The following is a 26,711-nucleotide window of genomic DNA, read 5'->3' as shown; positions in this document are numbered from 1 at the left end:
CAGGAATGCACCTCGTAGTCGGCCACGGCCAGCCGGTCGTGTTCGTGCACGGCAACGGCTCGAACCACGAAACGTGGGACGACGTCATCGCCGCCATGGCCGGCCGGGCGACCTGCGTCGCCTATGACCTGCGCGGCCACAGCCCGACGGCGCCGCCCTTGCGCGAGCCCACGATGGCCGGGTTCGTCCAGGACCTGGAGGAGTTGCGCGCCAGCCTGGGCCTCGGGGCGTTTCATCTCGTCGGCCAGTCGCTCGGCGCCTTCATCGCAGCCGCTTACGCGATCGAGCACCCCGAGCGCGTGAGCAGGCTCGCCTTGCTGGCCGCTCCCGCCGGGCGGACCGACGCGGATCGCGCGTCGCTCGCCGCGCTGCTGGCGCGCGTCAAGCGCGAAGGCGTTATGCCGGTGATGCCCGACCTGGTGCGGAACTGGTACACGGCCAGCTTCAGGCAAGCTCACCCCGAGGCTGTGTCCCGTCGCCTCGCCCAGATCGCGACCATCGACGAACGGGTGTTCATCGAGGCTTACGAGCTCTACGCCAACATCGAGATCCAGCCCTGGCTGGCGGAGATTCGTTGTCCGACGCTGGTGCTCACCGGCCAATTCGCCCAGGGCTGCGACGAGGCCGTGGCCCGGGCCATGGCTGGGCGCATCCGGAAGGCGAGGCTAGTGACCCTGGACGGCCTGATGAATGGGCTCCTGACCGAAGCCCCGGAGCGCGTGGCGGACGAACTCGCATCCTTCTTTGGCCTCGGCGAGGTCACCCCAGCCGCCTGAGTCCTTGCCGAGCATGACCTGGCAGGGGGGAGCCGAACAGCGCTCTGGTGACCAAGTCGTGCCAGCTCAAGTCATCACCTTGATCGCGGGGCTGCTGAACCAGGGTGACGCTGGCTGAGCCGGGGAGACACGCCGTGGTCCAGGCTCAGGGCGAACGTCATTGTTCTCGATCGCCGCTCAACGTCTAAGGCTGTCGCAGCCGAGCTCCTGCCAGAGCGACTCGCGGAAGCGAAACGTTGATCGTCGACCAGTCAAGCCAAGCTCATTATCCGGCCGAGCGCGACCGGGATGGCGGTCTCGACCCGCTCGACGACAAGGACCGTCATGCTGTGCATGCCCTGTTCGAGCCGATGCACCGTGCCTGTCAGGAGCTCGAAGGTCCACAATCGATCGTACTCGACTGTGCCCATCCGCAACCGCTTCCTCGTGCGCCCGCAGGAGACCGGCGCCGCGGATGACGGACGCGCTTCTCCTGCGTGAATTCCTGCAGCGCAGCAGCTTAAGCAGGCAAAAAGCGGACGTTCTCAGGGTCTGCAATGGGGCGAGAGCTGACAGCAGTTCCTAGATGGCGCAGGTCAGACTCAACCTCTGTGGTTTCGCGTCCCCGCAACCAACCCTCCCAAAACTCCCCGGACGCTCCCCAGCGCCGGGGAGTTCTGCGTTCAAGGACAGGAAGCGCGATACGCCGCCAGGGTCTCCGCCTCGCGCCGGCATGGCTGCGGCAGGCGCAGGTGGAACAAGATCTTCAACCGCCCGCCGGGCGGTCGAAGTCCATGGTCGCGAACCGCGACCTGCATCCGATGCACGGCGTCGTCCAGTGAAGACGTTCTCTTGCGCCGCTTCGATCGAACCATCCTGCACGCTGTCCGAGACGTCAGGGTTTTCGGCAAGAGAGGCTGGGAATAACCATCATACCGGCGAGCCTTGCCTGTGGCATAATCGGGGCGTTGCGCCCGGAACGCCGGCCGGGAGGGAGTCCCAGATGACCAAGCCTCCGGAACAGCAAGCTTGCTCGCGCTCTCAATCCGGTGTGACCCGCATCCTGATCGCCGACGACCACGACATCGTGCGACGCGGCGTCAGGGCCGTCCTGGAAGGACGCAGCGGATGGGAAGTCGTCGGCGAGGCCAACAACGGCTCAGCGGCGCTGGAGCTCGTGGAGAAGCTCGAGCCCGATGTCACCATCGTGGATTACTCGATGCCGTCCATGAACGGCGCCCAGCTCACCCGACGGATCAAGGCGGCATGCCCGCGCACGGAGGTGCTCGTGTTCACCATGCACGACAGCGATCTCCTCGTGCGCGAAGCGCTTGACGCCGGCGCCCGAGGGTTTCTGCTGAAGTCCGACGCCGACCGGCAGCTCGTGCAGGCGGTCGAGTCGCTGGCGCGGCGGCAGCCCTACTTCACCGGTCGGATCACCGAAACCTTCATGAAGCTCTATCTCGCGCAGCCGACCGACGTGAGCCATGTCAGCGTGCTCACCCCGCGCGAGCGGGAGGTGGTCCAGCTGATCGCCGAGGGCCACTCCAGCAAGGACGCCAGCGAGATCCTGAGCGTGAGCCTCAAGACGGTCGAGGCCCATCGGGCGGCCGCCATGCACAAGCTGAACCTGACCACCACCGCGGCTCTGGTCCGCTATGCGGTGCGAAACAGGCTGGTCGAGCCCTGAGCGGCTGCTCACTGCGCTCCAACTCCTCCCGACCCACACGGCGCCGCCGGCGTTAGTAGCGGGCGCGGAGGGGCTTCGTCGTCGGCGCGACGTCCCCAGGTTTGCTCACGCCAAGCGGAAACGCGACCGTCACGAGGGTGATGACGCCTTGAGGGCGGTTCTCCACCTGGACCTCGCGCAGGACGGACAGAGACGTGGACACGGGCGTCTGGCCGACGACGAAATCGTATCCCGCCGTCGCGCCGACCGCGAGCGCGCGTCCCTTGTAGGGTCCGACCCTGTCCCCTCGCCCGCCGTCGCCGGTGACCTGATGGTAGTAGCCGGCAATCACGCCCAGCGAAAACTCCTTGGTGAGGTTCTTGGCGATCGCGAGATCGAGATGGACGGCGTTTCCGCTGCGGTAGTCGGTGGCGTCGTTCACGCCGTTGAACTCGACCCCGAGCGTGCCCGAGATGTCGAGGCCCCAGGCGGGCGCCAGATAGGTGGCCGAGGCGGAGACGTCGCCGATCCACCGATTGAACGCCAGGTTGGAGAGCTCGCCCTCCTGGTAGGCTCCGGCCGGAACGTTCATGCTGGCGGCGAGATTCCAGTGCAGATCGCCCGAACGCCAGCCGATGAGGGTCGTGACCAGGGGGTCGCCGACATTCAAGGTCGCGTCCCTTGCGCTGAACGCGAAGGTTCGACCCCATCGAGGCGGCTCGATCAGCGCGCCCGCGCTCACGCGGGGAACCCCAAAGGGGACGGAGAGGCCGAAGGCCAGGTTCCCGCCAAGGATCTCTAAAGGCGTCACCCACGTGCCCGTGACGAAGTCGGCGCGAGCCTCCGCCTTCACGGCGGCCAGAACGGCCCCGCCGATCTGGGTCCTGCGCGACGCTGAGATCTCGCCGGAATAGGCGTAGAACGCGTTGCTGAAATAGAAGCCCGGCGGCGGCGTGACGCCGGCGCCGACGCCGTGAAAGCCGGGCGCATACAGGCTCGCCCCGCCCTCCGTGGCGCTGGCCACGCCAGGGCTTAACGCCGCCGTCAGCGCAAAGGCCCCCATCGCCGCCGCTTTCATCCGCATCGCTCTGCCCCGCAACACTGTCGAACCGCCATGGAACAGAAGCGGCCAAGGGCAGGCAATCAGGGAAAACCCCTTGGCGCAGCGCGAAGAAAAGCTGATCCCAGCGGCTCGATGTGGCGGTCGCTTCCTCGCGGTCGAACCTTCTGGCATGATCGCGTGAAGGTGGCCGCACGCTCGGTCGCTTCAGCCAGGAGATCCCCCGCCATGGCTGATACCCTCGCGAGGGCGCCGGCAGCGCTTCCGTCGATGAACGTGGCGCTGCGCTGGCGCGTCCTTCTGACGATCCTGGGCGTGAGCTGCGCCCTCTTCGCGGTCGCATTTTGCTACCTACTCGATCGGGCCTTCGCGGAAAAAGGCGGCTTGGAAAGCCAAGCCGCGCAGGCCGCTTTGGCGCATTCTTTCGCGACCGACCAGGAGATCGCCAAGACAGCTACGCTGCTCAAAGGGCTGTCCAGCTCGCCAGCCTTGAAGTCCGGCGATCTCAGGCGGTTTTACGAGCAGCTGGTCAGCACCCCGCATGCGGAAGGGTCGTGGTTCATCGTGTGGGACCTCGGCGGCCAGGTTCTGAACACGTTGCTCCCGTTTGGGGAGAAACTTCCGCTGTTTTCGGAGATCGGCGTTCCGGAAGCGCGACTTCGGGAATTGCGCAACGCCGAGGTGAATGTTTCGAACTACGTCATCGGCCCGGTGAGCAGGACGCCTGCGATCAATGTCCACCTTCGCCTGACGGATGCGACCGGAGAGATGACGGGCTTCATGACGGCCCCGCTGCCGCAAGCGCAGCTGAACGCCGTTCTACGCCTCAACCAGGATCGCGGTTGGAAGGTGACCGCCGTCGACCGGCAGCTGAAGCCCTTTGCGACCAACTGGTCCGGCGATTCCGCTCCCGCCTCTCTCCCCGGATATCTGCTGAAAGCGCTGCAGGGCCACCGGGGTGAGGCGGCGCTTCTGGCCCGGACCGACGATGGCGGCCTGCTCGCGATGCGCCGGTCGAGCGCCACGGGCTTTGCGACCCTGGTCGAAGTGCCAAAGGGCGAAGTTTGGGGGCCGCTCAGCCATGCCTACCGGGCGGCTGCCGCGATCGCTGTCCTCTGCGTCGCAGTCGGGTTGGCCGCCGGATTGGCCGTTGCGCGCGAAGTCGCGCCGGTGGAGAAGCGGGCGCGTGCGAACGAGCGCCTCCTTCGCCTTGCGCAAGCCCGCTATGAGAGCCTCTGGGCGGATACGCCCGAGAGTCTCTTCGTCGTGACCGTCACCGAAGACGAGGATTTCGTGTTCGAGGGCCTGAACCCGGCCCATGAGAGGGCGACAGGCATCAGGACGGACCGCATCGCGGGGCGGCGTCCCTCCGACTGCCTGCCGGGCGACGTGGCCGAAGCGGTCGTCTCGCGGTACCGGTCGTGTCTGCGTTCGGGGCATCCCTCGATCTATGAGGAGGTCCTTGATCTTCCGGCCGGGCGGAGGCGTTGGCAGACCAGCCTCTCGCCGGTCCGCGACCCTCACACCGGGCGGATCATCGCCCTCGTGGGCACGGCGCGCGATGTCACGCAGGAACGCGACAGCCAGGCCAGGGCGGAGAAGGGCGAATTGCTGCTGCAAAGCACGCTCGACGCCCTTTCGGCCCACATCGCCATTCTCGATGAGGCGGGCTTCGTCGTCGCCGTGAATCGGGCATGGCGGCGTTTCGGCGAAGAACGAGGCATGAAGGATGCGGCGTTCGGCGTCGGCAGCAACTATGTCTCGTCGTGCCTGGCCTCGCGGAGCCTGGACCGCTCCGCCCGGCGGAACATCAACGGCGTGCGTGACGTCCTCAGCGGCGTCCTTCAAAGCTTCAGGTCAAGCTACCGGTGCGCCGAGCGCTATTTCCAGATGACCGTGGCGCGCTTCCGCGCAGGCGATGAAACTCATGTCGTGGTGGCGCACGAGGACATCACGGATCTGCGGAACGCGCAGACTGAACTCCAGACGACTTTCGACCGCCTGCTGTCGCTTCAGGAAGAGGAACAGGCGAAAATCGCTTCAGATCTTCACGATTCCACCGCGCAACATCTGGTCGCGGCCAGCCTCGGACTCACTTCGCTGCGCAACAGCTTCACCGAGAAGCACCATGGGATCGTGATCGATGACATTCAATCCGCCCTGCAAAGCGCGCAGAAGGAGATACGGACCTTTTCCTACCTGCTCTATCCCCCGGAGCTGCGGCGGTTCGGCCTCGCCGCGACCCTGCGCCAGTTCGTGTGCGGGTTCTCGCAAAGAGGCGGCGTCAGGGCGCGGGCGCTGATCGATGACCGCGTCGACGAACTGCCTGTCGACGTGCAGCGCACCGTTCTGCGGATCGTGCAGGAAGCTCTCACGAATGTTCATCGGCACGCGCAGGCGAGCCGCGTCGCGGTGTCCGTCGGGGCCGGAAGCCGCGGCCTTCGCATCGGCGTCCGCGACAATGGCGTGGGCATGCCCGCAGACCCAGCCACACGGAACCGCGGCCTGGGACTTGCCGGCATGGAAGCGCGCATCCGCCATATCGGCGGAGCGCTGACGATCGAGACCAGCGCAACTGGAACGACCATAAGGGCGAACGCCCTTCAGGCCGCCTGACGAGCACTGCAGCAGGCAGGCCTCCTGCGCTCCGAAGCTGCGTCCGGCGGCTGAATGCCCGTTCGGGCTATGAGCGGCCGCTCAGCCAAGAAGCCGACGGCCTTACCCGCTCACGTGGCGACCGCTTCCCGCAACGAGTGAAAGGTCTCCGAAATCCCGCTGGTCCTCAGGAAAGACCCCCGCGCGATCGAGGGTTTTCCCCGATGGCGAAGGTGGCGCGGACAAGCGGAAATTGGGGCCTGGATCGATCATCTCTGACAGGGGGAGGGTCGCATGGACTATCGCAAACTCGCCGCCGAATGCATCGGCACGTTCTGGCTCACCTTCGCGGGCTGCGGCAGCGCGGTGATCGCCGCCGCCTTCCCGCAGGTTGGGATCGGGCTTCTGGGCGTCTCGCTGGCTTTCGGCCTCAGCGTGGTGACGATGGCCTACGCCATCGGCCACGTCTCGGGATGCCACCTCAACCCCGCCGTGACGGTCGGGCTCGCAGCCGGCGGCCGGTTCCCGACCAGCGGAATCGCGTCCTACGTCGCCGCCCAGGTGATCGGTGCGGTGGTCGCCAGCGGCTTGCTCTACGTCATCGCCAGCGGGACATCCGGATTCAGCCTGGCCGGCGGCTTCGCCGCGAACGGCTATGGAGAACACTCTCCCGGAAAATACAGCCTGATCGCCGGTCTCGTGACCGAGGTCGTGCTGACCATGATGTTCCTTTTCATCATCATGGGGTCGACGCACGGCAAAGCGCCCGTGGGTTTCGCCCCCCTCGCCATCGGGCTCGGGCTCACCCTGATCCACCTCGTCGGCATCCCGGTCACCAACCTGTCGGTCAACCCCGCCCGCTCGACCGGTCCTGCCCTGTTCGTGGGCGGCTGGGCGCTGGCTCAGCTGTGGCTTTTCTGGGTCGCCCCCCTGATCGGCGGAGCGCTGGGCGGAATCCTCTACCGGTGGATCAGCGAAGAGCCGTCAGCCCTGGTCACGGGCGTCGCGCCACCCCGGGCGCCGGCGGAATAGCCCAAGGGGCGCGGTGACCACCGGAGAGCCGCGATGGCCTTCATCGACATCTTCTCCTGGATCGTCCTGCTCGTCGTCCTCGCGCTCTTGGTCGCGATCATTGTGGCGCTCGGCGCCATGCCCGGGCGGATCGCCAGACAGCGCGGCCACCCCTGGGCCGATGCGGTCGCGGTTGGAGGCTGGGCCACGCTTGTGTTCGGGCTCGTGTTCTGGCCGCTCGTGCTGGTCTGGGCCTATGTCGACGCGCCGGCGAGAAGGGATTCCGAGCCATGATGGTCTTCCTGCTCGGCAGCTATATCGGCGTGCTGGCCCTGTTCGTCTGGCTGAAGCTCATCCCGCTCAATCGTTTCTGGAAGCTGTCGCCTCTGATCGTCCTGCTCGCTCTCAACCTCGGCCTCTTCATCCCGATGGGCTGGGGCGCTCCGTCCGGCCCCGCGGCGGTGATCCGCAACTCCGTGCAGATCGTCCCCTCGGTCGCAGGCGAGGTCGTCGACGTGCCCGTGGTCGCGAATGCTCCGCTCAAGGCGGGCGACGTCCTTTTTCGGATCGATCCGACGACCTACAGAGCCCAGGTCGACGCCATCGAGGCGCAGCTGCGGCTCGCCGAGCAGCGCCTCGGCGAGATGTCGCAGCTTCAGCGCTCCGGGACGGGCCGCGCATTCGACATCGAGCAGAGAAACGCCGAAGTGGACCAGTTGCGCGCCCAGCTCGAGGGCGCGAAGTGGAGCCTCGACCGCACGACCGTGAGAGCGCCGGCCGACGGCTACGTCACCAACCTGGCGCTCCGAAAGGGCGCGCGGGTCTCCGGGCAGGCGCCCGTGATGGCGTTCATCGACACCGCGGACACGATCCTCGGGGCCGAGATCGCCCAGATCTACGCGCGCTACGTCGAAGCCGGCCAGCCAGCCGAGGTCACATTCAAGGTGCGTCCGGGCGAAGTGTTCCCCGGGAAGGTCGAGGCGGTCCTGCAGGCTGTCGCGACCGGGCAGACGCAGGTCGGCGGCCTCGCCGTCGCGCCCGGCGACGTCCATGCGGCGCCGTTCGTCGTCCGCATCCAGCTCGATGACGAGAGCGTCGCCCGGGGGCTGCCCGCCGGCAGCACGGGAACCGCGGCGATCTTCACCGAGCACGTCAAGGCCGCGCACGCGATCCGCAAGGTCATCCTGCGGCAGGGCGCGATCTTGAACTACGTCAATCCGTTCTGAGCCGCCGAGGCGCGGGGTAAGGATCACGCCATGTTTCGGACAATCGTTGCAGGCCTTGCGCTCTTCGGAGCGGCGGCGTCGGCCTCTGCGCAGAGCTTTTCCGCCGACCAGCTTCGGGAGCGCCAGGTCCATCGTCGCGCGGTCGAGGCCGTGATCTGGGGCATGCCGGCGGTCAACTACCAGCTCATGTTCCAGGCCATGCTCAAGGCCGGCGGCAAGGAAAACCAGGTCGTCTACTGGTCGCGGTTCCTGGACTGGAAAAACCAGACGCTCACGCCCAATCCCAGCACGATCTACCTGATGCCCTTCATCAACACCAAGGAAGCCGGACCCATGGTGCTCGAGATTCCGGCCGCGGAGGGCGGCTCGGTCACGGGCACCATTACGGACGCCTGGCAGAACGCGCTGGAGGACGTCGGCCCGGCTGGGGTCGACGCCGGCAAGGGCGGCAAGTACCTCATTGTTCCGCCCGGCTACGACGCGCCCCTTCCGGACGGCTACATCGTATTGCGGTCGCAAACCTACATGGCCGGCCCGCTGCTTCGCTCCAATGTTCGGGGCGGGAGCGATGCCGACATCGCGAATGCGGTCGCCTACGGCAAGCGGATCAAGCTGTATCCATTGGCGAGCGCCGCGAGCCCGCCGGCGACAATATTCGTCGACGCGACCGAAACGGTCTACGACAGCACCATTCCGTATGACCTCCAATATTTCGAGACGCTCGACCGGTTCCTGCAACGGGAGCCATGGCTGGAGCGAGACAAGGCGATGATCGACCCGTTGAAGTCGGTCGGCATCGAGCGAGGCAAGCCGTTCAACCCCAGCACGGGCGATCGGGCGGTGCTCGAACAGGCTGCTCGCGAAGCCAAGGCGCTGCTGGATCTTCGGTATGAGGGTCTTTTCAAGCCTTACTACGACCGCGCGCAGTGGGCCCTTCCTGTGGCTCCCGACGTCATCGAAGGCCTGGCCAACGCCTTCTCGAAGCCGGGCGTGTACCCGGTGGACGATCGTGGCGCTTTCTACTCCTTCGCGTTCTCCAGCGTGAAGCGCCTGGGCTCGGGCCAGTTCTACCTCGTCACGATCCACGACAAGGCCGGCAAGCCGTTCAGCGGCGCCGAAACATACCGGTTGAACGTGCCGGCCAATGCGCCGGTCGAGCTCTATTGGTCGATCACGGCCTATGACCGGGAAACGCACGCGCTGATCAGGAACATGCCGCACGCGAGCAAAGGCTCGAACGCCCCGGACATGCGCAAGAACGCCGACGGGTCGACCGACGTCTTCTTTGGCCCGAAGGCGCCGGCCGGACGCGAGTCCAACTGGGTGCCGACTGATCCCAACCGGCCCTTCGAAGTCATGATGCGCTTCTACGGGCCGCAGAAGCCGCTCTTCGACAAGAGCTGGGCCTTGCCGGACGCCGAGAAAATCACTGTCCAGTGAGGCGCCGTTCCGGCGCATGACGGGCGCGTGGTGGAGGCCGCAGGCCGGTCCGCTCTCCAGGCATGGGGCGCGCGGCGATCGCTTTTCCAATCAGCCGGCCTGTGTTTTTCACATCCGGTACTGCGTATTTTCGCACGATTGTGGACTTCGCCTCGAACCCGGATCCGAATTGCTGCACCAAAGTCGAGCTTGTTTCCGCATCGGGTCGGGATAACCTCAACTCGGGCGCTGCACGGCGTGCGCGCGCGCCCCGATCACAAGACGGCCCGCAGGAGGCCGCTCGCCAGAGGGATGGCCGGCGCGCCGCGCGCGGGCCAGGGAGGATGACCAGGATGGCCGCCGCGTCCATGCGCGACGACACGTTTCCCAAGCTGCTCGCCCGCAACGCGCAGACGCGCGGCGCACGCCCGGCGGTTCGCCACAAGGACCTCGGCATCTGGCAAAGCTGGACCTGGGCGCAGGTCAACGACATTTGCCGCGCCTATGCGGTCGCCCTGAAGGGCCTGGGGCTGGAGAAGGGCGACGCCATCGCCATCGTGGGCTCGAACCGCCCCCGGCTCTACTGGTCCATGATGGCCGCCCAGATGCTGGGCGCCGTTCCGGTGCCGGTCTACGCCGACAGCGTCGCCGACGAGATGGCCTATGTGCTGGCCCATGCCGACGTGAAGCTCGCCGCCGTGGAGGACCAGGAGCAGGTCGACAAGCTGCTCTCGATCTCCGACCGGCTGCCCCGCCTGCAACGCATCGTCTATGACGAGGATCGCGGCCTGCGGGACTACGACCACTCCCGCCTGCACGCCATCGCGCGCCTGCTGGAGGAGGGGGGCGAGACGCTGCGGACCGACGCGGGCGCCGCGGCCGCCCTGGACGCCTCCATCGCGGCGGGCGCGGGCGGCGACCTCGCCGTCATCCTCTACACCTCCGGCACCACCGGACGGCCCAAGGGCGTGATGCTCAGCTACGCCAACGTGCTGGTCTCGGCGCGCAACGGCTGCGACTTCGACGGGCTGGACGAGACCGAGGAGACCATCGCCTACCTGCCGCTGGCCTGGGTGGGCGACCACATCTTCAGCTATGCGCAGTCGCTGGTGGCGGGGTTCTGCGTCAACTGCCCGGAAAGCCCGGACACGGTCGTGGAGGATCGGCGCGAGATCGGCACCACCTACGCCTTCGCGCCGCCGCGGGTGTACGAGAACCTGCTGACGCTCACGATGGTGCGCATGGAGGACGCGGCCGCGTTCAAGCGGCGGCTGTTCCACTACTTCCTGGGCGTGGCCAAGCGGGTGGGCGAGCCCATCCTCAACGGCGAGAGCGTCGGCCTGAAGGACCGCCTGCTCTACGGCCTGGGCGAAGTCCTGGTCTATGGGCCGCTGAAGAACCGCTTCGGCTTCTCGCGCATCAAGGTGGCCTACACGGCCGGCGAGGCCATCGGGCCCGAGATCTTCCGCTTCTTCCGCTCGCTCGGCATCAACCTGAAGCAGCTCTACGGCCAGACGGAGGCCTCCGTCTATGTGACGCTGCAGCCCGACGCCGAGATCCGCGCCGACACGGTGGGGCGGCCCGCCCCCGACGTGGAGGTGCGCATCGCCGAGAACGGCGAGGTGATGTTCCGCTCGCCCGGCGTGTTCCAGGCCTACTACAAGGACGCGGAGGCCACCGCGAAGACCAAGACCCCCGACGGCTGGGTGCATTCGGGCGACGCCGGCTTCTTCGACGCCACCGGCCACCTCAAGATCATCGACCGCGCCAAGGACGTCGGCAAGATGCGCGACGGCTCGCTGTTCCCGCCCAAATATGTCGAGAACAAGCTGAAGTTCTATTCCAACATCAAGGAGGTCGTGGCCTTCGGCGACGGCCAGGACTACGTGTCCTGCTTCATCAACATCGACCTGACCGCCGTCGGCAACTGGGCCGAGCGCAACGGCGTCGTCTACGCCTCCTATCAGGAGCTGGCCGGCCACCCGCAGGTCTACGACATGATCGCCCGGCACGTCGACGAGGTGAACCGCTCGCTGGCCGCCGAACCCATGATGGGCGGGGCGCAGGTGCGCCGGTTCCTGATCCTGCACAAGGAGCTGGACGCCGACGACGGCGAGCTCACCCGCACCCAGAAGGTCCGCCGCGGCTTCATCGCCGAGCGCTACGCCCCGCTGGTGACGGCGCTCTATGACGGGTCGCACGAGGCCGACATCCGCACCGAGGTCACCTTCGAGGACGGCCGCAAGGGCGTCATCGCGGCGCGCGTGAAGATCCGCGACTGCGCCGCCTACCCGGCCGCGCCGTCCGCGCCCGCACTGGAGGACGCCGCATGAGAGCGCCGGGGGGCGGGAAGGGGGGCGCGGCCGGGGACGTCCTCCTGGCGGTGGAGAACGTGTCGCTGTCCTTCGGCGGCGTGAAGGCCATCACGGACGTGTCCTTCGACATCCGCAAGGGCGAGATCCGGGCCATCATCGGCCCGAACGGCGCCGGCAAGACGTCGATGCTCAACGTCATCAACGGCTTCTACCACCCGCAGCAGGGCCGCATCACCTATCGGGGCGAGACGCGCCAGAAGATGCGCCCCTATGTGGCGGCGGCCCAGGGCATCTCGCGCACCTTCCAGAACGTGGCCCTGTTCAAGGGCATGTCGACGCTCGACAACATCATGGCCGGCCGCACGCTGAAGATGAAGGGCTCCTTCTTCTGGCAGCTCTTCCGGCACGGGCCGGCGCTGCGCGAGGAGATCGAGCACCGCAAGGCGGTCGAGGAGATCATCGACTTCCTGGAGATCCAGGCCATCCGCAAGGTCCCGGTGGGCAAGCTGCCCTATGGGCTGCAGAAGCGCGTCGAGCTCGGCCGCGCGCTGGCGATGGAGCCGGACCTCCTCCTCCTGGACGAGCCGATGGCGGGCATGAACCTGGAGGAGAAGGAGGACATGTCCCGCTTCATCATCGACGTGAACAACCAGTTCGGCGCCACGATCGCGCTGATCGAACACGACATCGGCGTCGTGATGGATCTGTCGGACCGGGTGGTGGTGCTCGAATATGGCCGCAAGATCGCGGACGGAACGCCCGACGAGGTGAAGCGCGACCAGACCGTCATCGACGCCTATCTGGGCGTCCCGCATTGATGGCCATGTCCGACGCGTCCACGACCCCTCACCCCAGCCCTCTCCCCGTTCCGGGGCGAGGGGGCGCGTTGCGGCGCTTGGCGGGCGGCGCGTCCTTCGCCCCGGAACGGGGAGAAGGTGGCCGAGCGAAGCGAGATCGGATGAGGGGCTGCGCCGTCGTCGGCGCCCCCGGCAAGGAGCGCGCCCGATGAACATTCTCTACGCGCTCTTCGTCGATCCTTTCGTGCAGATGGGCGCCGCGCCGGACCTCCTGGCGCAGACGCTGTGGGAGGGGCTGGTTTCGGGCGTGCTCTACGCCCTCATCGCGCTCGGCTTCGTGCTGATCTTCAAGGCGTCGGGCGTGTTCAACTTCGCCCAGGGCATCATGGTGGTGTTCTCGGCGCTGACGCTGGTGGGCCTGCACGAGATGGGCGTGCCGGCCTTCGTGGCGCTGGGACTGGCGATCGGGGTGATGTTCCTGCTGGCCTACACGGTCGAGAGGGTGGTGCTGCGGCCCCTGGTGAACCAGCCCGACATCATCCTGTTCATGGCCACCTTCGGCATCACCTATGTGCTGATCGGGCTGGGCGAGCTGATCTTCGGCGGCAATCCGAAGCAGATGATCACCGAGCAGCTCTACCTGCCCAAGGGCGCGATCGACCTGAAGATCCTGGGCGGCTTCGTCAGCCTGCAGAAGATCGACATCGCGGCCGCCGTCATCGCCGCCGTGATGATCGCCGTGCTGGCCTTCTTCTTCCAGAAAACCCGCATCGGCCGGGCGCTCCGGGCCGTGGCGGACAGCCACAAGGCGGCGCTCTCGGTGGGCATCTCGCTCAACCAGATCTGGGTCATCGTCTGGTTCACGGCCGGCATCGTGGCGCTGGTCACCGGCATCATGTGGGGCGCGCGCTCGGACGTGTCCTTCGCCCTGCAGGTCATCGCCCTCAAGGCGCTGCCGGTGCTGATCCTGGGCGGCTTCACCTCCGTGCCGGGCGCGATCGTGGGCGGGCTCATCATCGGCATCGGCGAGAAGCTCGGCGAGTTCTACTGGGGGCCGCTGGTCGGCGGCGGCGTGGAGAGCTGGCTCGCCTATTTCATCGCCCTCGCTTTCCTGCTGTTCAGGCCGCAGGGCCTGTTCGGCGAACGCATCATCGAACGCATCTGAGGTCCGGCCGTGTTCTACCGGGAAGCAGGCCAGTACAAGACGAGCTACGCGGCCGACATGGCCGTGTTCCCGATCCGGCAGGACCGGATCGGCCTGGCCGTCATGCTGTTTGCGGCCTTTGTGCTGGTCCCGGTCTTCGGCGACCAGTTCTTCCTGTCCAGCGTCATGATCCCGACGCTCGTCTTCTCGCTGGCGGCGATCGGGCTCAACATCCTGACGGGCTATACAGGCCTGATCTCGCTCGGGACCGCCGCCTTCATGGGGGTGGGCGCCTATTCCTGCTACAAGCTCACGACGGCCTTTCCGGGCGTGAACGTCATCGTCTGGATCCTGGCCTCGGGCTTCGTGTCGGCCGGGGTCGGCGCGCTGTTCGGGCTGCCCAGCCTGCGCATCAAGGGCTTCTACCTGGTGGTCGCGACGCTCGCCGCGCAGTTCTTCCTGCAGTGGTGCTTCGTGCGCATCCCTTGGCTGGTGAACTACAACACCTCCGGCGCCATCGAGGTGCCCGAGCGCAAGCTCTTCGGCCTCGTCATCACGGGCGCCAACGCCACCCCGCAGGTGCGCTACCTGGTGCTGCTGAGCATCGTGGCGGCGCTCACCTGGTTCGCCTCCAACCTCGTGCATGGACGCGTCGGGCGGGCCTGGATGGCGGTGCGCGACATGGACATCGCCGCCGAGCTGATGGGCATCCGCCTGCTCACCACAAAGCTGCTCGCCTTCGCGGTGTCGTCCTTCTACTGCGGCGTCGCCGGCGCCCTCATGGTGTTCCTCTGGTACGGCAGCGCCGAGCCGGAGGTGTTCACCATCAACCAGTCCTTCCTGATCCTGTTCATGGTGATCATCGGCGGGCTGGGCAGCCTGATCGGCTGCTTCATGGGCGCGGCGCTCATCTACATGCTGCCCATCGTGCTGCGGCTGCTGCCGGCCGCGCTAGGCGTCCCGATCGCCTCCGCGACGGTGGAGCACCTCCAGTTCATCATCGTCGGCGTGCTCATCATCGTCTTCCTGATCGCGGAGCCGCACGGGCTCGCGCGGCTCTGGCAAACCGGCAAGCAAAAGCTCAGGATCTGGCCGTTCCCCTACTAGGGCGAAGGCGAACAGAGAGGCGGGCGCAGAACCCGCCTGACGAAACCGCCGGGCGAAGGCCTGGCACGAAGGGAGAAGCAGATGACCGAGACACACAGGCGCCTTGCGCGCCGGGCGCTCGCCGGAGCCGCGATGCTGGGAGCCGCCGCCTTCGGGATGGCGTCGACGACCTTCGAGGCGGCCGCCCAGGACGCGATCTACGTGCCGCTCTTCACCTATCGCACCGGCCCCTTCGCGGGCTCCGGCATCCCGATCGCGGACGGCATGCACGACTATCTCAGCATGCTGAACGAGCGGGACGGCGGCATCGGCGGAGTCAAGATCGTCGTCGACGAGTGCGAGACGGGCTACGACACCAAGAAGGGCCTCGAATGCTACGAGGCCGTGAAGGGCAAGAAGCCCGTCGTGGTCAATCCCTGGTCGACCGGCATCACCTTGCCGCTCATCCCCAAGGCCTCGGTCGACAAGATCCCGATCCTGTCGATGGCCTACGGCCTCTCGGCCTCGGCGCGCGGCGACATCTTCCCCTGGGTGTTCAACCCGCCGGACACCTATTGGGACGGGCTCGGCATCATCCTGCGCTATGTCGGCGCGCAGGAGGGCGGCGGCGTCGAGAAGCTCAAGGGCAAGAAGATCGGCTACATCTACTTCGACGGCGGCTTCGGCAAGGAGCCCATCCCGCTGTTCGAGCAGCTCGCCAAGGACTTCGGCTTCGACCTGAAGCTCTATCCGGTGGCCCCCGGCGACATGCAGAACCAGTCCTCCCAATGGCTGGCGGTGCGGCGCGACCGGCCCGACTACATGGTGATGTATGGCTGGGGCGCGATGAACCCGACGGCCATCAAGGAGGCCGCCAAGATCAACTACCCGATGGAGAAGTTCGTCTCGATCTGGTGGCCGGGCGAGGACGACATCCGCGGCACGGAGGGCGCCAAGGGCTTCAAGATGATAAACTGGCACGGGATCGGAACGGACTTCCCGGCGCTCAAGGACATCCAGAAGCACGTGGTCGACAAGGGCCTCAGCAAGGCGCCGAAGGACAAGGTGGGCGAGCTCCTCTACAACCGCGGCGTCTACAATTCGATGCTGATCGCCGAGGGCATCGCGCAGGCCCAGAAGCTGGCCGGCAAAAAGGCGGTGGACGGGGCCGACGTGCGCCGGGGCCTGGAGAACATCAATCTCGACGACGCGCGCCTGAAGGAGCTCGGGCTCGCGGGCTTCACCGGTCCGCTGAAGCTGACCTGCGACAACCATAACGGCCATCGCCCCGCCTTCATCCAGCAATGGGACGGCGCGAAATGGGTGAAGATCTCCGACCCGATCGAGCCCATGGCCGACAAGGTGAAGCCCGCCCTCGACGCCGCCGCCCAGGACTACGCCGAGAAGAACAGCGGCTGGCCCAAGCGCACCGAGCCCTGCGACAAGGCTTCGTGAGCCGCAGGACCTGGCGCTTGCTCCCTCCCCTTCGGGGGAGGGGGACCGCCGAAGGCGGTGGGTGGGGACGTCGGCGCAAGCTGGAGGCCCCACCCGTCTCGCGCGTTCCGCGCGATCCACCCTCCCCTGCAGGGGAGGGACGAACGCAGGCCCGAGGATGATCGAATGACGACCGCCGCTCTCTCCCCGTTGAACGACGCGACCGCGCCCGCGGAGACGATCCTGGCCGTCAACAACATCGAGGTCGTCTACGACCACGTGATCCTGGTGCTGAAGGGCGTCTCCCTCACCGTGCCCAAGGGCGGCGTCGTCGCCATCCTGGGCGCCAACGGGGCGGGCAAGACCACGACGCTGAAGGCCATCTCCAACCTGCTGCACGCCGAGCGCGGCGAGGTCACCAAGGGAACCGTGGAGTTCGAGGGAAAGCGCGTCGACAAGCTCACGCCCAACGACCTCGTGCGCCGCGGCTGCATCCAGGTGATGGAGGGGCGGCACTGCTTCGGCCACCTCACCATCGAGGAGAACCTGCTCACCGGCGCCTTCACGCGCCGCGACGGGAACGCGGCCATCAAGCGCGACATGGAGCTGATCTACGACTACTTCCCGCGCCTGCGGCAGCGGAAGGGCTCCATGGCGGGCTACACCTCGGGCGGCGAGCAGCAGATGTGCGCCATCGGACGCGCCATGATGTCCCGGCCCAAGATGGTCCTGCTCGACGAGCCCTCCATGGGCCTCGCCCCGCAGGTCGTGGAGGAGATCTTCGAGATCGTCCGCACATTGAACCAGAAGGAGGGCGTCTCCTTCCTGCTGGCCGAGCAGAACACCAACATCGCCCTGCGCTACGCCACCTACGGCTACATCCTGGAGACCGGCCGCGTCGTCATGGACGGCGCCGCCGACGCGCTGCGTGAGAACGAAGACGTCAAGGAGTTCTACCTCGGCGTCGCCGGCGCCGACCGCAAGAGCTTCCGCGACGTGAAGAGCTACAAGCGCCGCAAGCGCTGGCTGGCGTGAGCCTCAGCGGTCGTGCACGCCCTCGAACACGTCCGCGAGCGCCAGGCGCGCGTCGATGCAGGCGAGCTCGATGACAGCGTCGAGACCTTCGTACTCGCGAGAGTCGAAGCTGGCGCCCTCGCCACGGGAATGAACCGTGATGCGCGGCGTTTCGGTGTCGACGAGCAGCACGGCCCGCACGGACGGCAGGCGCTTGTACTCTTCGAGCTTTTTGACCCGGTCGTAGTTCATGGTCGAGGGCGACAGCACCTCGATCAGAACGCGCGGCTCGACGCTGGTCATGGCGCGCGGGTCGGCCTGCCCGCACTGAACCGTGATGTCCGGCCGACGGACGGAGCGGATGCCGGTGACCAGCGCGATGTCGTCGGTGGACGGCCGGCAAGGACCGCGGCGCAATTGGTTGCCCAGGCTGACGATGATGTTCACCGTGACCCGGTCATGGCGCTGGGTGGCCCCGGTCATGCTCTTCAGCGGCAGCACTGGGACGCCATCGTCGAGCTCCCAATTCTCAGACTGGCGCGTTTGCCAGTCGAGAAACTCGTCGACGCTCATCAGCTTCCGGGCCGGCTCCACCATGGCTTCTTCCCGCGAGCAGTTCGCTCTTCAAGATAGTTGATGTCCGAGGCCTTGACCATGTCCGACCATTACGACGCCCTCGAGACCCGCTCCCCGGCCGAGCGCGAGGCCGACCAGTTCGGCCGCCTGCCGCAGGTCGTCGCCAAGGCGCTGACGGCGCCCGGCTGGGCGGCGCATCTGGGCGCGATCGACCCCGCGGCCGTCGCCAGCCGCGACGCGCTCGCGAAGCTGCCCGTGCTGCGCAAGTCCGAGTTGCCGGGCCGGCAGAAGGCGGACCCGCCCTTCGCGGGTTTCCTGGCCGAGCCGCTGGGCGCCTTCGGGCGCATCTTCGCGTCGCCCGGGCCGATCTTCGAGCCTGAGGGCCAGGGTCCCGATCCGTGGCGGGCCGCCCGTGCGCTCCATGCGGCCGGCTTCCGGGCCGGCGACGTCGTGCTGAACACCTTCAGCTACCACCTCGTGCCGGGCGGCTTCATCCTGGATTCCGGCGCCCGCGCGCTGGGCTGCCCGGTGATCCCTGCGGGGCCCGGCGCGACCGAGCAGCAGCTCGACGTCATCGAGCACCTGCGGCCCGTCGCCTATACGGGCACGCCTGACTTCCTGAAGATCCTGCTCGACAAGGCCACGGAGGCCGGCCGCGACGCATCCTCCATCCGCAAGGCGCTGGTCTCCGGCGCGGCCTTTCCGCCGTCGCTGCGCGACCACCTCAAGGGCCGCGGCGTCGAGGCCTACCAGGCCTACGCCACCGCCGACGTGGGCGTGATCGCCTACGAGACGCCGGCCCGCGAGGGGCTGGTGGCCAGCGAGGAGTTCATCCTGGAGATCGTGCGGCCGGGCACGGGCGATCCCGTGCCGGAGGGCGAGGTGGGCGAGCTGCTCGTGACCTCGCTCGACCCGCATCACCCGGTCATCCGCCTCGCTTTGGGCGACCTCTCGGCCGTGCTGGCCGGCCCCTCGCCCTGCGGGCGCACGAACATGCGGATCAAGGGCTGGATGGGGCGCGCCGACCAGACCGCCAAGGTCAAGGGCCTGTTCCTGCGCCCCGAACAGATCGCCGAGATCGCCCGCCGGCACCCTGAGGCCGGACGCCTGCGCGCCGTCGTCACCCGCGCCAACGAGCAGGACGTGCTGACGCTGCGGGCCGAGAGCGCGTCGCCTTCCGAGGCGCTCGGCGCGGCCCTGGGCGAAAGCCTCCAGGCGTTCACCAAGCTGCGCGGCAGGGTGGAGTTCGCCGCGCCGGGCAGCCTGCCGAACGACGGGAAGGTCATCGCCGACGAGCGTCCGGTGGGGTGACGGCCTCCGCCGCCCGAAAAAAGGCGCTTGACAAAGATCTGAAAATATTCCTATATAGGTCTCGCTCCTGCCACGGAGGGACGTCTGCAGCGTGACGGACGTGGCCAGGGGGCGGCGGCTCTTCCGGACGGCCTCACGAGCCGGCTGGACGGGCGGTTCGGATCGCGTGGTCTTCACAGCGCTATGCGCGAAGGGGTGCGAACCCCCGAGACGCCGCGACCCGATCCTCACCGCCGCGCGCGGAACGGCGACGGCCTGGCGGCCCCGCCGGCACGACCCCCCACTTCCCCCCATTCGCCGGGGGGCGAACCAGCGTCGCCGTTCCGCGCCGCCCTCCACCCATTTCCTCCGGGCCGAAAGGCCGCGGAGGCGATGGCGCATGAGGCGGACCGCCCCGGTCCCGGCGACGATTTTCGCCTGCGCGGTTGACGCCGGGCGTCCGCCTTGGTTTGAACTCCCCCCAACGGCGCGTCCGCTCTCCGCCGACCCCGATCAGGAGGCTCCCCATCGTGACCACCCACCCCGTGCACGGCCGCATCTCCGGCCCCATCGTGATGATCGGCTTCGGGTCGATCGGCCGCGGCACGCTGCCGCTCATCGAGCGGCATTTCGACTATGACCGCTCGAAGCTGACCGTCATCGACCCGGTCGACTCCGATCGCGCCCTGCTCGAGAAGCACGGGGTCAAGTTCGTCCACCAGGCGGTCACGAAGGACAACTACAAGCATCTGCTCGGCCCGCTGCTGCAGGACGGTTCGGGCCAGGGCTTCTGCGTCAACCTCTCGGTGGACACGTCCTCGCTCGACATCATGGAATATTGCCGGGAGATCGGCGCCCTCTACATCGACACCGTGGTGGAGCCCTGGGCGGGGTTCTATTTCGACAAGAGCAAGGGTCCGGAGAGCCGCTCCAACTACGCCCTGCGCGAGACGCTGCTGGAGGCGCGCCGCCGGAATCCGGGCGGGACGACGGCCGTCTCCACCTGCGGGGCCAATCCCGGCATGGTGTCCTGGTTCGTCAAGCAGGCGCTTCTGAACCTCAAGTCCGACATCGGCGCGCCGGGCGAGGAGCCGACCACCCGCGAGGGCTGGGCGAAGCTGGCGCAGAGCCTGGGCGTGAAGGGCATCCACATCGCCGAGCGCGACACCCAGCGGGCCCGCGACCCCAAGCCCCGCAAGGTGTTCGTGAACACGTGGTCGGTGGAGGGCTTCGTGTCCGAGGGCCTTCAGCCGGCCGAACTGGGCTGGGGCACCCATGAGGCCTGGATGCCCAGCAACGGCCGCACCCATGCGACCGGCTGCGGCGCCGCCATCTACCTGCTGCAGGCCGGCGCCAACACCCGCGTCCGCTCCTGGACGCCGACGGCCCAGGCCCAGTACGGCTTCCTGGTCACCCACAACGAGTCGATCTCGATCGCCGACTATCTGACGGTGCGCGACGCCGGCGGCAAGGCCGTCTACCGGCCGACCTGCCACTACGCCTATCACCCCTGCGACGACGCCGTGCTGTCGCTGCACGAGATGTTCGGCCAGGAGGGCGAGCGCCAGCCCGACTGGAAGATCCTCGACGAGAACGAGATCGTGGACGGGATCGACGAGCTCGGCGTGCTGCTCTACGGCCACGCCAGGAACGCCTACTGGTACGGCTCGCAGCTCTCGATCGAGGAGACGCGCGAGATCGCCCCCTACCAGAATGCGACGGGTCTGCAGGTCTCGTCCGCGGTCCTGGCCGGGATGGTCTGGGCGCTGGAGAACCCGGAGGCCGGAATCGTCGAGGCTGACGACATGGATTTCCGGCGCTGCCTGGAGGTCCAGACGCCCTATCTGGGGCCGGTCGTGGGCGTCTACACCGACTGGACTCCCCTGAAGAGCCGCCCGGGGCTGTTCCCGGAGGACATCGACGCCTCCGATCCCTGGCAGTTCCGCAACGTCCTGGTGCGCTGATCAGGCCCGCCTGAGCGTCGCCTTGCCTCGCCGGCGCCTGAACGGCGCCGCGGCGAGGCGGACCAGGGCGTAGAAGGCCGCAAAGCCCAGGCCCGCCGCGACCGCGCCCTCGGCGGTCACCGGGACGGCCGGCTCGAAGATCTCCACGGCTCCCCTGAGGAGGGCCGGGTCGTGATCGCGCGCCAGCAGGGCCAGGCGGCCCACAGGGCCCGCGGCCGCCATCCGGTCGCGCTGCGTCTCGAGGCGCTGGAGCCTCGCCTGGGTGCGGTTCACCTCCGCGCCCCGGCCTTGCACCAGCGGGTCAGGGCTGCCCTGGAGGCGGGCGATCGCGTCGGACCGGCCAAGCTGCGCCGCTCCGGCGTCCAGATCGAAGCGGTCCATGGCGGCGCGCAGCTCGCCGACGGCGCCGCCGAGCCGTTGGCGGTATTGCTGGGCGAATTCCGGAAGCTGGGAGGCGATGACGGCGCCCATGAGGCCGGTCGCGAAGGCCAGCGTGCGCGACAACATCATGGTCCCTCTGCATCGAGGGAGGCAACGCCTGCGCTATCGGGGCGTTCCCGCCGTCGACCGCCGGTCCTGCGGGGCGGCCGCGATGCGCTTCACCCGCGTCACGGTCGCTTCGACGTCGCCGTCGGACAGGCAGGGCAAGGTGATCACGCGCCTGTCGCGCAGCACCAGCCGCACCGTCAACTTCTCGCGCCGGTGGGCGACGCCTTCGAACAGAAGCACCGCCAGAGCGGCCCCAAACAGATAGAGGCTCATGTCCCCGCTGCTGAACAGCGTGGCGAGCAGCATGGCGCAGACCACCAGCAGCGTCGCTCTTCCGGTCTGGTGTCCACTGCGGACAGCCACGATCGCATTCGGAGAAATCTTGTGGCGACCGATCCTGACCACGTTCATCGCAGGCCCTCCTTGGCCTGCTTGATACAGCTCAACTTTGAAAAAACCTTTACGCGGATCGCATCCTAACCGAGGCATGCTCGCGTGACCTGCGGCCGGGTGACGGTGACCAGGCCGCCCCTGATCTTGATCGCCCGCGTCTTCTCGCCGGACGCCATCACCAGCACGACCGTCTCGAGGCCCGGACAGGCCGGGTCGGCGCAGGCGATCTCGTTGACGGTGACCTGGTCGTCCGGGCCGAGCGCCAGGGCGTCGACGACCCAGGCCTTGACGCGGGCGACGTCCTCGGGATCCGGCCGCGGACCGCGCAGGCGCTGCAGCAGTCCGGTGAGGCGGCCTGCAGCCATCCGGGTCAGGCCGGCAGCGTGAGGACGCCGGCGGCGCCGCCGTCGGTCCCGAACAGGAGGCGCTTGCCCTGGCGATCCCAGGCGAAGGCCGTGATGGGGCCGTTCTGCGGGTCCGCCTTGCGGACCAGCAGCTCGGCCGCGTCGTTCAGGCGCACCAGCAGGATGAAGCCGTCCTCGTAGCCGACCGCCAGCACCAGCGCCCGCGGGTGGAAGGCCACGCGCGAGATCTTGGCGGGGCGAATGCCGCATTCGCGCGGCGGCTTGCCCATCGGGCCTTCCTTGGACGCGAAGGGCCACACGATGGCGGCGTCCGCCCCGGAGGTGGCCAGCCATGCGCCGTCATGCGACCAGGACATCGAGCGGGTCTTGGAGGGGTAGCCGGTCATGCGCATGTCGGCCTTCTCCGGCAGGCGCCAGCCATGCAGGGCGTTCTCCTGCATGGAGGTGACCACGAAGCGGCCGTCCGCCGACCAGGTCACGTCGAGATGGGACCCCTTCCAGTCCAGCCGGTCCGGCTCCGCCTCGGTATTGGGAAACCAGAGGCTGACGCCGTTGTAGTGGCTCACGGCGATCCGGTATCCCTTCGGGGCGAAGCAGAGGCCCTGCGGGGTCGAGGGCGCCTGGAGCGTCCTCAGGCGGCCCTTGTCGTCCCGCGCCGTCACGGTCTTGCCGGCGGACCACGCGACTGCGCCGGAGGAGCTCACCGCCAGCGTGTCGATCCAGCGGCCCTTCTCGTGGGCGAGCGTCTCCGCCTGGCCGTCCAGCGTCGTCCTGACGACCCGCCCGTCGTCGCCGCCCGTCAGGATCGAGTCGCCGTCGCTCGCCGCGGTCAGGATCCCTGCGCCCGGATGCGCGTCGACGCGCTGCGCCGCGCCCTCGCCTTGGACGAGCAGGATCGTCCCGTCGGCCAGCGCCAGCGCGGGGGTCTGCTTCAGAAAGGCCGCCGCGACCACGTGCTCGCCGGCCGAATGCTCGACGACGAACTGGGTGAGGCTGGTGATGGCAGGAGGTGCTGAGGACATGCGGCTGTCTTAGCGCCGGGATCGCCGGAGGAGAAGATGAAAGGAGCCGCGCGCGGCGCAGGCGCCAACTGCAAGGCCCCTCGTCCTGAGGAGCGCCCGAAGGGCGCGTCTCGAAGGATGAGGGGCTTGGTGGGGCGAAGCTGCCCCCGGGTCAGGCCGCGCAGGCGAGCGCGCCGGCGCGCAGCATCTCCTGGTCGAGGTCGCGGCCGATGAAGACGAGGCGGGACTGGCGCTCCTCGCCGGGCTTCCAGTCGCGCTGGAGGTCGCCGTCCAGGATCATGTGGACGCCCTGGAAGACGAAGCGCTTCGGCTCGTTCTTGAACGCCAGGATGCCCTTGGAGCGCAGGATCTTGGGGCCCTCGCGCTGGGTCAGGTCGTTGATCCAGGGCATGAACTTCTCGGGATCGACCTCGCCCAGCTTGATCGAGACCGACTGCATGTGCTCGTCGTGATAGTGCTTCAGGCCGCCATGATCGTGGTCGCAGCCGGGGCCGCAGTCGTGATCGTGGTGATGGTCATGGTCGTGATGGGCGTGGCCGTCGCCCTCCTCCAGGAAGGCGGGCTCGATCTCCAGGATGCGGTCGAGATCGAAGGCGTTGCGGCCCAGCACGGCGTCGAGCGGCACCGCGGCGCGCTGCGTCCTGTGCAGGGTCGCATAGGGGTTGATGGCGCGGATGCGCGCCTCGACCTCGGCCAGCTCGTCGCTCGTGACGAGGTCCGTCTTGTTAAGAATGATCACGTCCGCGAAGGCGATCTGGTTCTTGGCCTCCGGCGCGTCCTTCAGACGCTCGGTCAGCCACTTGGCGTCCGCCACCGTCACCACGGCGTCGAGGCGCGCCTTGTCGGACACGTCCTGGTCGACGAAAAAGGTCTGGGCCACAGGGGCCGGGTCGGCGAGGCCCGTCGTCTCCACGATGATGGCGTCGAACTTGCCGCGCCGCTTCATCAGCCCCTCGATGATGCGGATCAGGTCGCCGCGCACGGTGCAGCAGATGCAGCCGTTGTTCATCTCGAACACTTCCTCGTCGGCCCCGACCACGAGGTCGTTGTCGATGCCGATCTCGCCGAACTCGTTGACGATGACGGCGTATTTCTTGCCGTGCTGCTCGGTCAGGATGCGGTTCAGGAGGGTGGTCTTTCCGGCCCCGAGATAGCCGGTGAGCACGGTGACGGGGATCTTGTCGGACATGGGATGGGTCTCGCCTATGGAGCGGGGACGCGGCCGCGGCCTGGGGCGCAGGCCGCCGGACTTCAGCTCGACAGAGCCGCGCTCAGCTCCCTTATATTGTTTCTGATCATCTCGATGTAAGTCCCCGCGGGTCCGCCCTGCTCGGAAAGCGCATCCGAGTAGAGCCTGCCGCCGACCCTGGCGCCGGTCTCGCGGGTGATGCGCTGCATCAGCCTCGGATCGGAGACGTTCTCCAGGAACACGGCCGGGACCTTCTCGGCCCGGATCTGGCGGATGATGCGCGCCACGTCCCGGGCGGAGGCTTCCGCTTCGGTGGATACGCCCTGGGGGGCGATGAACGACACCCCGTAGGCGCGGCCGAAATAGCCGAAGGCGTCATGGGTGGTGACGATCCGCCGGCGGTCGGGCGGGATCCGGGCGATGGCGGCGCGGACCTCCGCGTCGAGCGCGTCCAGCTGCGCCAGATAGGCGCCGGCGCGCTCGTCATAGACCGCCTTGCCGGCCGGGTCGGCGGCCGAGAGGCCGTCCCGGATGGCCGCGACATAGGCCTTGGCGTTGGAGACGTCCTGCCAGGCGTGCGGATCGGCGTGAGAAGCTTCGCCGCCCTCGCGCGTTTCCAGCGGCTTCACCCCGGCGCTCGCGGTCACGACCGGCGCCCTGGAGCCGGACGCCCGGATGAGGCGGTCGATCCAGCCCTCGAGGCCAAGCCCGTTGACCACCACGAGCCTGGCGCCGGCCAGCGTCCTGGCGTCGGCCGGGCTGGGCTGGAACACGTGGGCGTCGCCGTTCGGTCCGACCAGCGAGACCGCCTGGACCCGGTCGCCCCCGACCTGCCGGACGAAATCGCCCAGGATGGAGAAGCTTGCCACCACGGCGATGCGCTCGGCCGGCGCCGTCTGGGCCGTGGCCGGGAACGGCCCGGACAGGGCCAGGGCGGCCGCGATGACGAGAGCAAAAAAGGATCGTCTGTCGGGCATGGGGCGGCTCCGCATCGGACCGGTCAGGCTTCGAGATGGCGGCGGGGGACCAGCCGCAGCAGCCAGCCGCGCTGCGTGCCGAAGAGCAGCGAGGCCACGTAGAAGCCGCCCGCCGTCAGGATCATGGTCGGGCCGCTCGGCAGGCCGACATGGTAGGAGACCAGCAGCCCGATGACGCTCGACGCGATCCCCAGCGCGGTCGCCAGCGCGATCAGGCCGGTGACGTCGCGGGTCCAGAAGCGGGCCGAGATCGCGGGCAGCATCATGATCCCCACGGCCAGCAGGGTCCCGAGCGCGTGGAAGCCGGCCACAAGGTTCAGCACCACCAGGGCCAGGAAGGCGAGGTGGGTGGGGCCGCCCATGCGGCTCACCGATCTGAGGAACCCGGGATCGACGCACTCCAGCACCAGCGGGCGGTAGAGCAGCGCCAGGGCCGCCAGGGTGACGGACGAGATCGAGGCGAGCAGCAGCAGGGTGGCGTCGTCCAGCGCCAGCACGCTGCCGAACAGCACGTGCAGAAGGTCGATGCTCGACCCCCGGACCGACACCAGGGTGACGCCGAGCGCCAGCGAGAGCAGGTAGAGGGCGGCCAGTGAGGCGTCCTCGGTCAGCGCCGTCGTGCGCGCCACCGCGCCGGCCAGGAGCGCGACGGCGAGGCCGGCGCCGAGCCCGCCCACCGTCATCCAGCCGAGCGACAGACCCGTGAGCAGATAGGCCACGGCGGCGCCGGGCAGGATGGCGTGCGCCATCGCGTCTCCGACCAGGCTCATGCGCCGCAGCATCAGGAAGACGCCCAGCGGCCCCGCGCCGAGCGACAGCGCCAGGGCCCCGACGAGGCCGCGCCGCATGAACTCGAACTCGACGAAGGGGGCCACGATGGCGTCGTACAGCAAGGGCTTCTCCTCCCTCGGGCTCGCCGCC

25 protein-coding genes are annotated in these 26,711 nt (G+C 68.1%); 16 read left to right on the top strand and 9 right to left on the bottom strand.

Annotated features, from left to right (window positions below; all coding sequences use genetic code 11):
* The first annotated feature begins 5 nt into the window (after positions 1-5).
* From ACYVO7_RS15450 to ACYVO7_RS15440, 3 genes are all read left to right on the top strand, one after another.
* Entirely contained in the window at positions 6-776 is a 771-nt protein-coding gene (locus ACYVO7_RS15450; RefSeq protein ID WP_460450692.1) for an alpha/beta fold hydrolase, read from the top strand.
* 236 nt (positions 777-1,012) lie between these two features.
* Positions 1,013-1,234, top strand: coding sequence for a DUF3732 domain-containing protein (locus ACYVO7_RS15445; protein ID WP_460450691.1), 222 nt, complete (start codon positions 1,013-1,015; stop codon positions 1,232-1,234).
* A 524-nt stretch (positions 1,235-1,758) separates the two neighbouring features.
* Complete coding sequence (locus tag ACYVO7_RS15440) at positions 1,759-2,445, top strand: response regulator (RefSeq protein WP_460450690.1); 687 nt, start codon at positions 1,759-1,761, stop codon at positions 2,443-2,445.
* Positions 2,446-2,497: 52 nt separating this feature from the next.
* On the opposite strand, the gene ACYVO7_RS15435 is transcribed toward ACYVO7_RS15440, so the two are convergent.
* Complete coding sequence (locus tag ACYVO7_RS15435; RefSeq protein WP_460450689.1) at positions 2,498-3,508, bottom strand: SphA family protein; 1,011 nt, start codon at positions 3,506-3,508, stop codon at positions 2,498-2,500.
* 204 nt (positions 3,509-3,712) lie between these two features.
* Here ACYVO7_RS15435 and ACYVO7_RS15430 point away from each other — a divergent pair, with 204 nt between their 5' ends.
* From ACYVO7_RS15430 to ACYVO7_RS15380, 11 genes are all read left to right on the top strand, one after another.
* Positions 3,713-6,100 (top strand): PAS domain-containing sensor histidine kinase, encoded by a 2,388-nt coding sequence (locus tag ACYVO7_RS15430; protein ID WP_460450688.1) that lies wholly within the window; start codon positions 3,713-3,715, stop codon positions 6,098-6,100.
* 273 nt (positions 6,101-6,373) lie between these two features.
* Positions 6,374-7,111 (top strand): aquaporin Z, encoded by a 738-nt coding sequence (gene aqpZ, locus ACYVO7_RS15425; protein ID WP_460450687.1) that lies wholly within the window; start codon positions 6,374-6,376, stop codon positions 7,109-7,111.
* Positions 7,112-7,144: 33 nt separating this feature from the next.
* Complete coding sequence (locus ACYVO7_RS15420; RefSeq protein ID WP_460450686.1) at positions 7,145-7,384, top strand: DUF3302 domain-containing protein; 240 nt, start codon at positions 7,145-7,147, stop codon at positions 7,382-7,384.
* Positions 7,381-8,316, top strand: a complete 936-nt coding sequence (locus ACYVO7_RS15415; RefSeq protein ID WP_460450685.1) for an HlyD family secretion protein — start codon at positions 7,381-7,383, stop codon at positions 8,314-8,316. The genes ACYVO7_RS15420 and ACYVO7_RS15415 overlap by 4 nt, the downstream gene beginning before the upstream one ends.
* Before the next feature lie 30 nt (positions 8,317-8,346).
* Positions 8,347-9,756: a DUF1254 domain-containing protein gene (locus ACYVO7_RS15410; protein ID WP_460450684.1), complete on the top strand. Its 1,410-nt coding sequence runs from the start codon at positions 8,347-8,349 to the stop codon at positions 9,754-9,756.
* Positions 9,757-10,088: 332 nt separating this feature from the next.
* Entirely contained in the window at positions 10,089-12,068 is a 1,980-nt protein-coding gene (locus tag ACYVO7_RS15405) for an AMP-dependent synthetase/ligase (protein ID WP_460450683.1), read from the top strand.
* Positions 12,065-12,868, top strand: coding sequence for an ABC transporter ATP-binding protein (locus ACYVO7_RS15400; protein WP_460450682.1), 804 nt, complete (start codon positions 12,065-12,067; stop codon positions 12,866-12,868). The genes ACYVO7_RS15405 and ACYVO7_RS15400 overlap by 4 nt, the downstream gene beginning before the upstream one ends.
* A gap of 187 nt (positions 12,869-13,055) precedes the next feature.
* Positions 13,056-14,012, top strand: a complete 957-nt coding sequence (locus ACYVO7_RS15395; RefSeq protein ID WP_406854876.1) for a branched-chain amino acid ABC transporter permease — start codon at positions 13,056-13,058, stop codon at positions 14,010-14,012.
* Positions 14,013-14,021: 9 nt separating this feature from the next.
* Positions 14,022-15,098, top strand: a complete 1,077-nt coding sequence (locus ACYVO7_RS15390) for a branched-chain amino acid ABC transporter permease (RefSeq protein ID WP_460450681.1) — start codon at positions 14,022-14,024, stop codon at positions 15,096-15,098.
* 81 nt (positions 15,099-15,179) lie between these two features.
* Complete coding sequence (locus ACYVO7_RS15385) at positions 15,180-16,532, top strand: ABC transporter substrate-binding protein (protein ID WP_460450680.1); 1,353 nt, start codon at positions 15,180-15,182, stop codon at positions 16,530-16,532.
* A 165-nt stretch (positions 16,533-16,697) separates the two neighbouring features.
* Positions 16,698-17,546, top strand: a complete 849-nt coding sequence (locus ACYVO7_RS15380) for an ABC transporter ATP-binding protein (protein ID WP_460450679.1) — start codon at positions 16,698-16,700, stop codon at positions 17,544-17,546.
* A 3-nt stretch (positions 17,547-17,549) separates the two neighbouring features.
* Here the strand turns inward: ACYVO7_RS15380 and ACYVO7_RS15375 are convergent, their stop codons facing one another.
* A complete protein-coding gene (locus ACYVO7_RS15375) occupies positions 17,550-18,122 on the bottom strand; it encodes a Uma2 family endonuclease (protein WP_460450678.1) in 573 nt (190 codons plus the stop codon).
* A 57-nt stretch (positions 18,123-18,179) separates the two neighbouring features.
* Between ACYVO7_RS15375 and ACYVO7_RS15370 the strand changes: the two genes are divergently transcribed.
* Positions 18,180-19,412 (top strand): phenylacetate--CoA ligase family protein, encoded by a 1,233-nt coding sequence (locus tag ACYVO7_RS15370; RefSeq protein ID WP_460450722.1) that lies wholly within the window; start codon positions 18,180-18,182, stop codon positions 19,410-19,412.
* A 554-nt stretch (positions 19,413-19,966) separates the two neighbouring features.
* The gene (locus ACYVO7_RS15365) at positions 19,967-21,355 is read left to right on the top strand and encodes a homospermidine synthase (RefSeq protein ID WP_460450721.1); all 1,389 of its coding nucleotides are present in this window, start codon (positions 19,967-19,969) and stop codon (positions 21,353-21,355) included.
* Here ACYVO7_RS15365 and ACYVO7_RS15360 read toward each other — a convergent pair whose 3' ends face one another.
* The 7 genes from ACYVO7_RS15360 to ACYVO7_RS15330 form a co-directional block, all read right to left on the bottom strand.
* Positions 21,356-21,865 carry a DUF2937 family protein gene (locus ACYVO7_RS15360; protein ID WP_460450677.1) on the bottom strand — a complete coding sequence of 170 codons (510 nt, stop codon included), beginning with the start codon at positions 21,863-21,865 and terminating at the stop codon, positions 21,356-21,358.
* Between the two features lie 33 nt (positions 21,866-21,898).
* A complete protein-coding gene (locus ACYVO7_RS15355) occupies positions 21,899-22,255 on the bottom strand; it encodes a hypothetical protein (protein WP_460450676.1) in 357 nt (118 codons plus the stop codon).
* Between the two features lie 65 nt (positions 22,256-22,320).
* On the bottom strand, positions 22,321-22,602 hold the full coding sequence (locus ACYVO7_RS15350) for a hypothetical protein (RefSeq protein ID WP_460450675.1): 282 nt from the start codon (positions 22,600-22,602) through the stop codon (positions 22,321-22,323).
* A 5-nt stretch (positions 22,603-22,607) separates the two neighbouring features.
* A complete protein-coding gene (locus ACYVO7_RS15345) occupies positions 22,608-23,624 on the bottom strand; it encodes a WD40 repeat domain-containing protein (RefSeq protein ID WP_460450674.1) in 1,017 nt (338 codons plus the stop codon).
* 151 nt (positions 23,625-23,775) lie between these two features.
* Entirely contained in the window at positions 23,776-24,813 is a 1,038-nt protein-coding gene (locus ACYVO7_RS15340; RefSeq protein ID WP_460450673.1) for a CobW family GTP-binding protein, read from the bottom strand.
* Between the two features lie 62 nt (positions 24,814-24,875).
* Entirely contained in the window at positions 24,876-25,790 is a 915-nt protein-coding gene (locus tag ACYVO7_RS15335; RefSeq protein WP_460450672.1) for a metal ABC transporter substrate-binding protein, read from the bottom strand.
* A gap of 23 nt (positions 25,791-25,813) precedes the next feature.
* The gene (locus tag ACYVO7_RS15330) at positions 25,814-26,683 is read right to left on the bottom strand and encodes a metal ABC transporter permease (RefSeq protein WP_460450671.1); all 870 of its coding nucleotides are present in this window, start codon (positions 26,681-26,683) and stop codon (positions 25,814-25,816) included.
* Positions 26,684-26,711 lie beyond the last annotated feature (28 nt).

The sequence above is a fragment of the Alsobacter sp. SYSU BS001988 genome (assembly GCF_054796215.1).
Note: the sequence above shows the minus strand (reverse complement) of the source record. Positions and strands in the feature narration are given on the sequence as shown.

Excerpts from the sequence above, each read along its gene's own strand:
- ACYVO7_RS15450 (WP_460450692.1), top strand. The coding sequence starts at position 6 with ATGCACCTCGTAGTCGGCCACGGCCAGCCGGTCGTGTTCGTGCACGGC.
- ACYVO7_RS15440 (WP_460450690.1), top strand. The coding sequence starts at position 1,759 with ATGACCAAGCCTCCGGAACAGCAAGCTTGCTCGCGCTCTCAATCCGGT.
- ACYVO7_RS15435 (WP_460450689.1), bottom strand. The coding sequence starts at position 3,508 with ATGCGGATGAAAGCGGCGGCGATGGGGGCCTTTGCGCTGACGGCGGCG.
- ACYVO7_RS15430 (WP_460450688.1), top strand. The coding sequence starts at position 3,713 with ATGGCTGATACCCTCGCGAGGGCGCCGGCAGCGCTTCCGTCGATGAAC.
- aqpZ (WP_460450687.1), top strand. The coding sequence starts at position 6,374 with ATGGACTATCGCAAACTCGCCGCCGAATGCATCGGCACGTTCTGGCTC.
- ACYVO7_RS15420 (WP_460450686.1), top strand. The coding sequence starts at position 7,145 with ATGGCCTTCATCGACATCTTCTCCTGGATCGTCCTGCTCGTCGTCCTC.
- ACYVO7_RS15415 (WP_460450685.1), top strand. The coding sequence starts at position 7,381 with ATGATGGTCTTCCTGCTCGGCAGCTATATCGGCGTGCTGGCCCTGTTC.
- ACYVO7_RS15410 (WP_460450684.1), top strand. The coding sequence starts at position 8,347 with ATGTTTCGGACAATCGTTGCAGGCCTTGCGCTCTTCGGAGCGGCGGCG.
- ACYVO7_RS15405 (WP_460450683.1), top strand. The coding sequence starts at position 10,089 with ATGGCCGCCGCGTCCATGCGCGACGACACGTTTCCCAAGCTGCTCGCC.
- ACYVO7_RS15400 (WP_460450682.1), top strand. The coding sequence starts at position 12,065 with ATGAGAGCGCCGGGGGGCGGGAAGGGGGGCGCGGCCGGGGACGTCCTC.
- ACYVO7_RS15395 (WP_406854876.1), top strand. The coding sequence starts at position 13,056 with ATGAACATTCTCTACGCGCTCTTCGTCGATCCTTTCGTGCAGATGGGC.
- ACYVO7_RS15385 (WP_460450680.1), top strand. The coding sequence starts at position 15,180 with ATGACCGAGACACACAGGCGCCTTGCGCGCCGGGCGCTCGCCGGAGCC.
- ACYVO7_RS15380 (WP_460450679.1), top strand. The coding sequence starts at position 16,698 with ATGACGACCGCCGCTCTCTCCCCGTTGAACGACGCGACCGCGCCCGCG.
- ACYVO7_RS15375 (WP_460450678.1), bottom strand. The coding sequence starts at position 18,122 with ATGGTGGAGCCGGCCCGGAAGCTGATGAGCGTCGACGAGTTTCTCGAC.
- ACYVO7_RS15370 (WP_460450722.1), top strand. The coding sequence starts at position 18,180 with ATGTCCGACCATTACGACGCCCTCGAGACCCGCTCCCCGGCCGAGCGC.
- ACYVO7_RS15365 (WP_460450721.1), top strand. The coding sequence starts at position 19,967 with ATGATCGGCTTCGGGTCGATCGGCCGCGGCACGCTGCCGCTCATCGAG.
- ACYVO7_RS15360 (WP_460450677.1), bottom strand. The coding sequence starts at position 21,865 with ATGATGTTGTCGCGCACGCTGGCCTTCGCGACCGGCCTCATGGGCGCC.
- ACYVO7_RS15355 (WP_460450676.1), bottom strand. The coding sequence starts at position 22,255 with ATGAACGTGGTCAGGATCGGTCGCCACAAGATTTCTCCGAATGCGATC.
- ACYVO7_RS15350 (WP_460450675.1), bottom strand. The coding sequence starts at position 22,602 with ATGGCTGCAGGCCGCCTCACCGGACTGCTGCAGCGCCTGCGCGGTCCG.
- ACYVO7_RS15345 (WP_460450674.1), bottom strand. The coding sequence starts at position 23,624 with ATGTCCTCAGCACCTCCTGCCATCACCAGCCTCACCCAGTTCGTCGTC.
- ACYVO7_RS15340 (WP_460450673.1), bottom strand. The coding sequence starts at position 24,813 with ATGTCCGACAAGATCCCCGTCACCGTGCTCACCGGCTATCTCGGGGCC.
- ACYVO7_RS15335 (WP_460450672.1), bottom strand. The coding sequence starts at position 25,790 with ATGCCCGACAGACGATCCTTTTTTGCTCTCGTCATCGCGGCCGCCCTG.